Consider the following 11,874-nt stretch of genomic DNA (forward strand, 5'->3'; position numbering starts at 1 on the left):
ATGATCACCTTATTTAATTTTTCACAGGTTCTTGAACTGGTTTAGATTTCTCTGTTTTTTCTGTTTTTCTAACAAAATCAGTAATGAGTTTGTAATAAGCATTAGCCATCATCCAAATACTCTCTTTCTCATCTTCAAAGAAATCGATATTGTAACCATCTAGATTATTATTTAATGTTTTAAGATATTCTTTTAAAACGTTAGCTCCTCCACCAACAAAGTAACAGATCTCCGTTTGCGAGTTTTTTTGCCATACATTGCGTAGTAAGCGGTATTGTTTTTTTGCTAATTCAAGGAGGATGCGATCCGTAATATCATGGACACTTGTACGACTACCTTTAACCATAATATGATTTCGGTCATTTTTTCTCGTAATAATTTCTACAACATCACGTCGACTGTCTAGTTCAATGCCATGTTTTGATCTAATCTCTTCCCTTATCGCTTCTAATGACTCTGATACTCCAAGATTAAAACCTTGTGCCTTATCATCATCAACATTACGGTTCTTAATGACAGCGATATCTGTTGATAATCCACCAATATCCTGAATGATAATTCTTTTATCGATTAAATCCTTATTAATGATTTTGAGTTGATTGTCCATTACAAGGTTAATATAAGCTGCAAACCCTTCAGGATAAACTTTTACTTCGTTAAATTTAATATTCACTTTTAAACCTTGATATTTTGGTGTAACGAGGAACTCAACTTGGTGGACAGAACCAACCAATTTTGATCGGTATCCAGCGTCCTTTCCTTCCTTTACTTCACGAAGGGGAAGGCCTGTACCAAGTGTGTAATTTGCATCAATTACATTTTTTACTCGCGGGAACGTGGTTTTATTTTCATCCCTAACCGCATCCAATGCCAAAGTTGCAAAAAGCATTACTAATGGTTGATCTTCTTCTGACTTTTCACTTCCCGGATCTAATTCCGTTGCATTACTACTCTTTGTTGCTAAATTACCAATACGGTAAATTGTATTATTATCTTTCAGTGCAGGTGAGTGCACCTTGATATGAATCCCATCCAGGGGATTTTTATTATCAAGTTCCTCAATTCCGATTACCGGGCGATCTTCAGTATCAATTGCCACAATATTAGGAATATTTAATTCATAATCTAATTCTCCAAAAATCGCTTTAACAGAGTCATTTCCAACATCTACAGCAGCAGTTCTAGAAATAATCATCGAATCATCCCTTTTCATTTTTTATGGTCGTTCTGTAAATCTGTTATTACTAATTAAAGGTTATAAGAGAATACTAGATTCTTCAATTACTTTTACCCAAATTAATATAAATGTAAACATTACGTAAACTACAACTTTTTGTAAACATTTCTGTAATCTTTAACAACAAATCCGTTTACATGTTGGTATCACTGGATGTGTACAGGTTTGTTTACAAGTAAACAGTTTTGTAGACAAATTGTTTACTTTTTGTTTACTTGTAAACAATTAAGTAAACATACTTGTAAACAAGTATACGGTTAGGTAAACAAGTATACGGTTTTGTGAACAAGTAGACGGTTTTGTAAACAGCTCTTTTATTTACTTTTCTTTTCCAGTTATTTTGCCTGGATACTCCTTACTCCCCCTCTAATCAGGGTGAGAGGACTTTAATTTTTATATGTTGGTAATTCCAATCTGATAAAACGGGATGTGTAAATCATTAACTTTGATTGTGGAGCCATCCATCTTATAAGAAGTCGGTGTCCTCATGGTAATAGGAAGGTTTTGCTATTCTCCAGAAACTGGGGCCTCCCCCCCTGTAACCCGCGCAAGTATTCAAGATAGATTAGAAGATCAAATTATAAGTGATTGGACCTTATACAAGAATCTGGACGCAAAATGCCACATTCCAATATGACTAACGTTTTGTTGGCCCCCAAGACTTGTTTTGATGTGGTCTTGCGGCTTGTGTGGGGAGCGAAAACACTATTGCCTATGTCTCACTCCCATGATCGAGCACCTGCACTCTTAACCTGCTTTGGCAAAACACTTAATCTATTTCATTATTAAAGTTATAGATTATAGCAATTTTTCACGACTCTATTTACGACAAAAAACGCCATTCTTCTATTAAAGAAAAATGGCGTTTTTTAGTCTTGCCCCAGCATATTTTCAAAGTTAATTATGAGACCTATTGAGTATAGTCTTATCATACAAATTGATGTTTATCCAATTGAGATAACACCTAAGATTAAGGCGGCAATCGTCATAACCGTTACTGTTCCGAAAGCCCATTTCATTGCAAAACGTTGTAATTCACCAAATTCAGTGCCGACTAACCCAATCATTAAATGGGCAGCAGCTACTAGCGGACTTAATACGTGTACAGGTTGCCCGATTAGTGCTGCACGTCCAATTTCTGCTGCAGTAATGCCGTAAGCTTCGGCCGTTTGTGCCAAAATCGGAAGAATCCCAAAGTAAAACGCATTATTCGACATGAAAAATGTGAACGGTGCACTTACAAATGCAACTATAATTGCCATATAAGGCCCTAGTGCTGGCGGAATAATAGCAACTAATGTTTCCGACATTGCGTCAATCATTCCTGTTCCCGTCATAATACCAGAGAAGATCCCAGCAGCGATAACAATTGAAACGACTGCTAAAGCATTTCTAGAGTGTGAAAGTAATCGTTCCTGCTGTAATTTTAAGTTTGGATAATTGACTAAAAGGGCAATACCCAATGCAAGCATAAATAAAACACCTAATGACATAAAGTCTAAAATTAAGCAAACCATTAATGTAACTGTTAAAGCTAAGTTAAACCAAACCAATTTAGGTCGTTTATATTCCAGTGTTCCTGTTAGACTTTCATCTAATTTTGCAGTTTCAGAATCTTTAAGCTCAATAACTCCGATACGCTTGCGTTCCATCTTACCTAAAAGATATGCCGCTACAAGTACCCAAATAAGTCCGAACCCCATAACTGGAATCATTGGGATAAACACTTCTGAAGAATCCAAGCCAAGAGAAGCCATGGCCATTGCAGATGCTCCTCCCCAAGGCGTCATATTCATAACACCCATAGAAAGCATTGCTGTTGTTGCCAACACTAAACGATTCATCCCTAATCGCTTATATAAAGGCAATAATGACGAAACTGTAATTATGTATGTCGTTGTACCGTCCCCATCTAGAGCAACCATCATCGATAAAACAGCTGTCCCCATAACGATTTTTAAAGGGTCTCCCTTTACAAACTGTAGAATTTTCCTAATTAATGGATCAAATAATCCCGTATCAATCATAATCCCAAAGTATAGAATAGCAAACATAATCATGATTGCTGTCATCGCGACATTCCTTACGCCCTCTTCCATCATAGGACCTAATTCTGTGAAAAAGCCTCCAAATATAGCGAATAAAATCGGTATAAACATGATGGCTACTAAAGCAGATAAACGCTTTGCCATAATTAAATACATGAATACCGCTACCATAGCAAATCCTAAAAATGATAACATACATACCCCTCCTATTTCTGAAATCCCAAAATATTCATTTTGAAAACGCTTAAACGTTTATTTTGAAATATTAGCACTTTTTCGATAAAGGGAGATATTTTTGAATGTATTATCTATTATTTTTATTACTATCATTTTTTTCATATTTTCCACGCAAAATAGAAAAAGGCTGTCCAGAAGTAAAACAATCTAGACAACCTTTTCCTTTTAGAATATACACTTAATATTTGCTCTGCTCTTACTACTTATTTAATGCGCTTATACTTTCTTTCAGGTCTTCCGACATTACCGTAACCATTTTCCACTTCCATTACATTTAAGGAAACAAGATATTCTAAATAACGTCGCATCGTTGAATAACTGATACCCACTATTTGACTTAATTCATCTGCACTTACGCTATTTTCTAATACCTGAATGTGATCTCTTACCAATTTTAATGTATGTTTATCAATTCCTTTTGGATATAGCTCTTTTTTCTTGGCCTCGCCAGGGAAGTCCTTTTGGTTGGATTGAAATAATTGGTCGACATGCTCCTGATTCATGACATCATTTCTATGCAATTTTTCTCTGACAGATTTAAATCTATTTAACGTTTCAATTAGTTTATCAATAATAATTGGTTTAATAAGGTATCCAAATGCTCCACCGCGAATTGCCCCACTTACTGTCTCTGTATCGTTAGCTGCTGTAATCATAATGACATCAATTCCACGATATTTTTTACGAATTTCTCGTAAGAGCTCAATCCCATTCATATCCGGTAAAAAAACGTCCAATAAGATTAAATGTGGTTGGGTCATATCTAGTAGTTGCAAAGTCTGAGAGCCAGAACTTGCCGTAGCAATTACATGAAATCCTTCTAATTCATTTGTAAAGTGTTTATATATGTTGACCGCTTCCAAATCATCCTCAACAATGATTACATTAATTGTCGCATCATTCGTCATTTTTACTCCTCCCTTCATCTATATGAGCCCAACTTTCTTGCGGAATAACAATCGTAAATCTTGCTCCCCCAAGCTCACTTGTATCTATATAAATTTGACCATTTAAGACTTCCAGCGCATTTTTTACAATGGCTAAACCTAATCCGTGATTATCACCTTTTTTTGATGTAAAACCTGTTTGAAAAATAAGCTCCTCTAATTCAACAGGAATCCCCTGACCATTATCTTCAATATCAAAAATAATGTCCTTCCCTAAATCTGTAAACGATACCTTAACATGGGCATTTTTACCACTATGTATTCTCGCAGCTTCTACCGCATTTTCAATTACATTTCCAATCAATGGTACAAAATGGTTCGATTTTGCTTCGTCGAATACAGAATCTAATCGACTATCTTGGTCAATTGTAAGCTGTACATGTAACTCTTTTGCACGATTCACTTTTCCTAATAAACATGCAGCAATTAATGGATCTTTCACTTATGTGATTAAAAATGAAATAATATCCTGTCGTTCACTTACCTCATTAGAAACAATTTTTAATGCACGATCATATTCCTTGAGTGTTAATAAACCGTAAATTGTATTTAACTTGTTTAAAAATTCATGATTTTGTGCACGCATATCCTCTGTAAATTCACTAATTTTGGAGAATTCATTTGTCAGCTGCTTAATTTCTGACAGTGGGCGAATTGTCAAAACAACACCTTTGACTCGTTCAAAACCAGATATAGGCGAGGCATCTAGTACGTAAAGGTTTTTACTAATTAGTAATTTTTTATTTGTTTGAGAGTGGTTGGATTTAATGACTTCATCGATATAATAGTTCAATCTCAGATCTGTAATAACAGAATCAATCATTAACGATTCATTGTTAAATAATTCCCTAGCCCGTTTATTCATTGACGTAATTTTTTTATCTCTATTCACTGTAATTGTCGCATCAGGAATCGATTCAAGCGTTGCCTCTTTTTCTTTAAACATAAAGGAAATTTCTTCAGGCTCTAAACCGAATGTCAATTTTTTTAGCCGTCTGGCAATTAAAATAGCTCCAATTAGCCCTATGAACAATGGAATAATAGCTAGTTGAAATAGTTTATTCCGATAATTTTCTATTTCCTTTTCAACATTATTATTCAAGAATCCTACCGAGGAAACACCTATAATTTCCCCTTGCTTATTAAAGATCGGGGCCTTTGCTTTAATCGCGGGACCTGATATTCCGTTCCCACTATATATAATAGGTTTTCCCTGTTCAAATACGGGTTTATTACTTGTAGCAGTTGGTTTTCCAATATTTTCAGGATTCGGGTGGGAGTATCGAATGCTTTGTCGATTTGCAATCGTAACATAATCAGCATTTGTCGTTCGTTGAATCTGCTCCGAAATTCTTTGAATGACTACAGAAGGATTTTCATCTTCAAAAGCTTGAATAATTTCCTCATTTTGTGCAGCAAGTTCCGCAACGATCAAGGCTTGCTCTCCCATGTATTTTTCTACAAGGTCATCTAACATGAAAGAAAAAAGTACACCCACCAATATAGCAGTAGTAAGAATCACGACAATAATTAGTAAAGTCATTTGTGTTAATAAATTAATCTTGAAATACTTCTTCAAGGCAGACATTCCTTCACGTCCTTATAAAAAGATAGACAGCTCTTCGATAAAAGTATATATACATCCCTTTTATAAAAAGCTTAAAATGAGTACCACATTTTGAAAATCAATAGCTATCTATTATTTTACTATGTTTGTGCCTTCGACATTTTTCTTTTTTAATTTATTATAGTAATAATTGTGACTTCAGGTAGTTAAACTAAAGTTAGGAGGGATATATTATGTCGTCAATAAGTGATATTCAACTACTCATCCAAAATATAGAATACTCATCTCCTACCATATACTCTGGCCTTGAAATACTCCTTGTTTTGAATGGTCAACTAGCTATAGAGACAGATCAATCCTTGCATCAGTTAAGTGAAGATCACTTATTTGTAATCAACCGCAACCAGCCTTATGAAATTCGCGGTATTACGAAAAATACTGTGTTGAAAATAAGTATCCCCGATTCTTTTCTTTCCCACTTTTATCCCGAATATCGTTTTTATAAATTCAATTTATTTTCACCTGAAATAAGCCGTGGCAAAGAAAATACAATTACAGAGTTACGAAAGCTTCTTGCCGAAATATCAATCATCCATTTTCGTAAAGAAGAAGGTTATAAACTAGAGATGAGTGAAAGAGTTTCAAAAATTTTACTTATCTTAATTAGACGATTTAAAGATAATGAAACAACTGAAGTTGATATAGATATGGAGGATAGTCGACTAAAAGCCATTATTTCATTCATCGAGCAACATTATGATGAACCACTTACCCTAGAAGAAGTAGCAAATAGGTTCTATTTATCCTTTAGTTACTTTTCCCGTTACTTTAAAAAACAATTAGGAATTGGCTTTACCCGATATATCATGAATGTCAGACTAAAACACAGTTTACAAGATTTAATATATACGAAAGATTCCATTACTTATATCGCATTAAAAAATGGGTTCCCTAATGCAAAATCATTTACAAACTTATTTAAAGAGGTATATGGGGAAACTCCCTTTTCATATCGCGAGAAAAATGCAAAAGAGCAAGTGAATTTAGTCGAGGATTATCTTTTAGATGATAAGGAAACATTCTTGAGTTCACCTGATATTTTAATAAAACTAAGACTTTTAATGGAAAAAGGGGAAGATTCAAAAACAATTAGTGATGTAGAAACCAATTTTGAATCCATTACCATCGATATTCAATCTCCAAAAAGGCAGAAGTTAAATCACCCCGATAATGTATTAATGGTCGGTGAGCTAAGAGAATTACAAAAAGAAAGTATAAGAAATCAAATTTTACTAGCTAAAGACGAGTTACAGATCAAATATATTGGGATACATAAACTATTGTCTGGGAGATCGATTGCTCCTGAAGTAGAAACAGATGAGTTAATTCCCACTACTTCTCCTTACTATAATTCAGATGAGGCTATTGAATTTTTAAAGTCCCATCATTTATCTTTATATGTACAAGTTAGATATAATCAGATTGCCCAAGAAGAAGATGCTTATTTAGAAAAGCTCCACAGGTTCATTAAGCATTGCGTCATATTATTTGGATATAATTATGTTGAATCTTGGTGCATTATGGTCACTGATGTTTTAGACAATACCTCTAATAACAAGGAGTTTGAAACGTTTTATCTTAAAATATACAAAATGCTAAAATCGAATATTCCAAACCTTCGAATAGGACTTTTTTTACCCTTCTCTTTTAAAAGTTCTACAATTAATAGTCAATATAATTGGGTATTACATCAAAGTGATCATATGGATTTTATTGCATTTCAAGCTAATACACATGAAGTAGTTGATTATAAGGAACTTGGTGATACAAACTTTGATTTAGCTAAGGGTTTTATTAAAGAAAAGACCGAGAAATTAAAGCGATTTTTAAAACATAATTATATAGAGAAACCACTTCATTTAATTTCTTGGAATACTATTTCGGGGAATACTCGTTATACTAACGGTACCTTCTTTCGTGGGGCTTTAGTTTTTAACGATTCATTTAGTGTTTCAGATCAAATTGAAATGCTCGGGTTTTGGATTAACACAGAAACCCATGAAAAGAGCTTAGATATTAATAGCATCCCATTAGAAGGAATGGAAATGTTCCACTATTTTAACGGTAAACGACCAACATTTTTTGCTATATCTTTTCTCAACAGATTACGCGGTAATATCATCGCTAGTGGACCATTATATATCATGACAGAAAACGAATTAGGCTATCAGCTAGTCCTAATGAACACGACCATTACCAATCCATTTTTATCAATAGAAGATACATTTCTTCAAAAGTTAATGAAAGAAATACGGCTTACAATAAAAGGGATTCCTCGCGGAGAGTATCAAATTAAAAAATTTATTTTTGATAAAGATCACGGTGCATTATATAAGATGTGGTGGGAATATAATAGTCAGCACGGAATTGATAAAGAAATAATAGACTATATAACACGTTTAAGTTACCCTTCCCTAGAAATCTTTGATGAAACAATTGCCGGAGAATGGTCGTTCTATTCATATTTATCTGCCAATGCTATTCACTTTTTTGAAATACGAAAAGCATTTTTCTAACTCAATTCAGTTGATGGAATTCATGTGCTGGCAAAACAAAATATACAAACAAAGTCTCCTTTTAAAAAGGGGGCTTTTTTAAATTATCAACAAAATGGAAAAACACCAGTCATTGTTAATCATTAATTGTTATAAAAGTAATCTTTCTAAGGAATAGTAAGTTATTCGAGTCTTAATCAGGAGGCAGCACAATGGAAAATACTTATAAAGGTACAAACAAATTAATAACAGGGATCGTATTTGGTGTTATTACATTCTGGTTATTCGCGCAATCATTGGTAAATATTGTCCCTGCTGTTCAAGAAGATTTAGGTATTTCCCTTGGCACGTTAAACATTGCAATCAGTTTATCAGCATTATTCTCAGGTCTATTTATTGTGGCGATGGGAGGTTTAGCTGATAAGGTAGGTCGTAAAAGGATTACCAATATAGGTTTTATATTGAGTATCATTGGATCTTTATGTTTAGTCATAGCAAATGGAGCAACTCTTCTAATTATAGGCCGTATTTTACAGGGTTTATCAGCAGCCTGTATTATGCCTGCAACCATTGCTTTAGTCAAAACTTATTATGAAGGAGCAGATCGTCAACGTGCATTAAGTTACTGGTCTATTGGTTCTTGGGGTGGGTCTGGTGTATGTTCATTTGCTGGTGGTTTAATTGCAACATACTTAGGTTGGAGATGGATTTTCATTTTCTCCATTATTATAGCTATTATAGGTTTATTTTTAATTAAAGAAGCTCCTGAAAGTAGAGCTGAAACCTCAGGAAAATTCAAATTTGATTATGCTGGGTTAATGATTTTTATTGTAGTAATGCTTGCTTTAAACGTTTTAATTAGTTTTGGCTCAGATTTAGGTTGGACAAGTCTTACATCTGCTATTTTAGCTGCCGTGGTAATCGTTGGCGTTATTGTCTTCATTAAAGTGGAGAAAAGTAAAGATGTTGTACTCATCGATTTCTCTTTATTTAAAAACAAACCCTATGCTGGTGCAACATTCTCGAACTTCTTACTAAATGCCATTGCAGGTACAATGGTTGTCGCTAATACGTATGTACAAATGGGAAGAGGCTTTAGCTCCTTCCAAGCAGGTATGTTATCCCTTGGTTACTTAGTGGCTGTTTTAGCCATGATTCGGGTTGGAGAGAAAATCTTACAAAAAGTTGGAGCCAAAAAACCAATGCTATGGGGAACAGTTATTACGACAATTGGTGTAGCAATAATGGGCTTTACATTCTTACCGGATTTACCATATACAATTGCTGTCTTTATCGGTTACGCGTTATTTGGTCTTGGTTTAGGGATATATGCAACTCCATCTACGGATACTTCGGTTTCAAATGCACCATCTAATAAAGTAGGAGAAGCTGCTGGTATTTATAAAATGGCAAGTTCACTAGGAAGTTCGTTTGGTGTCGCCATTTCCGCTACCGTTTATAGCGTCATGTCAGCAAATAATGTCGATGTCGGTGCAACTTGGGGTATTATTACTAACGTTATTTTTGGAGTATTAGCACTTCTTTCAATTTTCTTCATGGTCCCTAAAAATGCAGGTCAAGAAAATACTACTACAATAAAAAGACGCAAGACGCCTGCTATACAAAGATAAAAGTTTCACATCCTTTCGAAGTGAAGTAATGATCTTATAGTTAAATTAAAAAAGTAATTTATACCCTTGTCATTTCTAATGGTGACAAGGGTTTTTTAGTATTGGGTATAAATCGGAAATGAAGAAAAGCAAAATAAATTTTTATTAATATAAATTTAAGGTTCTTGGGCAAAATATCGATAACAATTACAAATTCTAGCGATAACTATACTGGAAGCTTGCACATATTGTTTAAATTCATCAGGAGGTTACATATATGCAATATGTTATTTCTATCTTGGGTATTCTTGTTGTATTATTTTTGGCTTGGGTAGTAAGTTCGAATCGTAAAAAAATAAAATTCAAACCCATTATCACGATGATTGTCATCCAAATCCTTTTATCACTATTACTATTAAATACAGAATTCGGCTTAATCATCATCAAGGGGATTGCAGCTATTTTTAACAAGTTGCTCGAATATGCAGCTGAAGGCGTTACCTTTGTATTTGGTGGCATTGCCAATGAGGGAGAAGCACCATTCTTTTTAACCGTATTACTACCAATTGTGTTTATTTCCGTATTAATTGGGATCCTTCAATATTTAAAGATTCTGCCATTCATCATGAGGGGGATTGGATATTTATTAAGTAAAGTGAATGGAATGGGGAAGCTGGAATCTTATAATGCGGTTGCCTCGTTGATGGTGGGACAATCTGAGGTTTTTATCACGCTAAAAAAACAACTGGGGATGCTTTCAAAACAACGTCTCTATACGCTTTGTGCTTCAGCAATGTCAACTGTATCCATGTCTATAGTTGGTGCGTATATGACAATGCTGGATCCAAAATATGTTGTCACAGCCCTAGTTTTAAATTTATTCGGCGGTTTTATTATAGCTTCTATAGTTAATCCCTATGAGGTAAAACCAAATGAAGATATTCTAGAAATACAAGCAACGGAAAAACAATCATTTTTCGAAATGATTGGTGAGTATATCCTTGATGGTTTTAAGGTTGCCATTATCGTTGGGGTCATGTTGATTGGGTTTATTGCTTTAGTAGCAGCATTCAATAATGTATTTGAGTTATTATTCACTATTTCCTTTCAACGTTTACTAGGCTATCTTTTTGCTCCAATTGCCTTCATAATGGGAATTCCTTTATCAGAGGCGGTTGATGCAGGAGCAATAATGGCAACTAAACTGGTGACGAATGAATTTGTCGCGATGTTGGATTTATCCGGTGGGGATTACCAATTTAGTGAACGAACAATGGGCATTCTTTCTGTATTTCTAGTTTCATTCGCCAACTTCTCATCCATCGGTATTATTGCTGGGGCAGTCAAAGGGCTGAATGAACAGCAAGGGAATGTCGTTGCCCGTTTTGGGTTGAAACTTTTATATGGTGCTACACTTGTAAGTATTCTTTCTGGTATCATTGTCAGTTTTATTTTATAAAAAGCACATGTTTTACAGCAATTTAATCATAATAAAAGGGATGCCTTAATACCAACCTCTCTTCGAAAATCCTCCATCGTAGGCTCTCCCTTCATTGCAATTTTTTATAGTAACCTTTTCGTAACCATCTGCATTTAATAAGAAATTTTCTCTTGTATGATCATTCATTCGCCTTAAGGATGCATAAAACGAATAAACGGATATAGGGAAGAAT

General features: G+C 34.4%; 8 protein-coding genes. 3 read left to right on the forward strand and 5 right to left on the reverse strand.

Annotated features, from left to right (window positions below):
• Positions 1-13 precede the first annotated feature (13 nt).
• The 5 genes from JOD29_RS13440 to JOD29_RS13455 all read right to left on the reverse strand — a co-directional run bounded on the left by JOD29_RS13440 (position 14) and on the right by JOD29_RS13455 (position 6,012).
• Positions 14-1,195, reverse strand: a complete 1,182-nt coding sequence (locus tag JOD29_RS13440; protein ID WP_124765653.1) for a ParM/StbA family protein — start codon at positions 1,193-1,195, stop codon at positions 14-16.
• Positions 1,196-2,181: 986 nt separating this feature from the next.
• Positions 2,182-3,480, reverse strand: a complete 1,299-nt coding sequence (locus JOD29_RS13445) for a CitMHS family transporter (protein ID WP_124765655.1) — start codon at positions 3,478-3,480, stop codon at positions 2,182-2,184.
• A 245-nt stretch (positions 3,481-3,725) separates the two neighbouring features.
• Positions 3,726-4,430, reverse strand: a complete 705-nt coding sequence (locus JOD29_RS13450) for a response regulator (RefSeq protein WP_124765657.1) — start codon at positions 4,428-4,430, stop codon at positions 3,726-3,728.
• Positions 4,420-4,911: a sensor histidine kinase gene (locus tag JOD29_RS20465; protein WP_240033611.1), complete on the reverse strand. Its 492-nt coding sequence runs from the start codon at positions 4,909-4,911 to the stop codon at positions 4,420-4,422. Before JOD29_RS20465 ends, JOD29_RS13450 begins: the two co-directional genes overlap by 11 nt.
• Positions 4,912-6,012 carry a Spo0B domain-containing protein gene (locus tag JOD29_RS13455; protein WP_239585719.1) on the reverse strand — a complete coding sequence of 367 codons (1,101 nt, stop codon included), beginning with the start codon at positions 6,010-6,012 and terminating at the stop codon, positions 4,912-4,914.
• A 257-nt stretch (positions 6,013-6,269) separates the two neighbouring features.
• Between JOD29_RS13455 and JOD29_RS13460 the strand changes: the two genes are divergently transcribed.
• The 3 genes from JOD29_RS13460 to JOD29_RS13470 all read left to right on the forward strand — a co-directional run bounded on the left by JOD29_RS13460 (position 6,270) and on the right by JOD29_RS13470 (position 11,660).
• Entirely contained in the window at positions 6,270-8,612 is a 2,343-nt protein-coding gene (locus tag JOD29_RS13460) for a helix-turn-helix domain-containing protein (RefSeq protein ID WP_124765659.1), read from the forward strand.
• Positions 8,613-8,803: 191 nt separating this feature from the next.
• Positions 8,804-10,222, forward strand: a complete 1,419-nt coding sequence (locus tag JOD29_RS13465; RefSeq protein ID WP_124765661.1) for an MFS transporter — start codon at positions 8,804-8,806, stop codon at positions 10,220-10,222.
• 256 nt (positions 10,223-10,478) lie between these two features.
• On the forward strand, positions 10,479-11,660 hold the full coding sequence (locus JOD29_RS13470; protein ID WP_124765663.1) for a NupC/NupG family nucleoside CNT transporter: 1,182 nt from the start codon (positions 10,479-10,481) through the stop codon (positions 11,658-11,660).
• The last annotated feature ends 214 nt before the right edge of the window (positions 11,661-11,874 follow it).

The organism is Lysinibacillus composti (assembly GCF_016908465.1).
Classification (GTDB): domain Bacteria; phylum Bacillota; class Bacilli; order Bacillales_A; family Planococcaceae; genus Ureibacillus; species Ureibacillus composti_A.

Bases quoted from the DNA above. Each gene is read 5' to 3' on its own strand.
- JOD29_RS13440 (WP_124765653.1), bottom strand. From the start codon at position 1,195: ATGATTATTTCTAGAACTGCTGCTGTAGATGTTGGAAATGACTCTGTT.
- JOD29_RS13445 (WP_124765655.1), bottom strand. From the start codon at position 3,480: ATGTTATCATTTTTAGGATTTGCTATGGTAGCGGTATTCATGTATTTA.
- JOD29_RS13450 (WP_124765657.1), bottom strand. From the start codon at position 4,430: ATGACGAATGATGCGACAATTAATGTAATCATTGTTGAGGATGATTTG.
- JOD29_RS13455 (WP_239585719.1), bottom strand. From the start codon at position 6,012: ATGACTTTACTAATTATTGTCGTGATTCTTACTACTGCTATATTGGTG.
- JOD29_RS13460 (WP_124765659.1), top strand. From the start codon at position 6,270: ATGTCGTCAATAAGTGATATTCAACTACTCATCCAAAATATAGAATAC.
- JOD29_RS13465 (WP_124765661.1), top strand. From the start codon at position 8,804: ATGGAAAATACTTATAAAGGTACAAACAAATTAATAACAGGGATCGTA.
- JOD29_RS13470 (WP_124765663.1), top strand. From the start codon at position 10,479: ATGCAATATGTTATTTCTATCTTGGGTATTCTTGTTGTATTATTTTTG.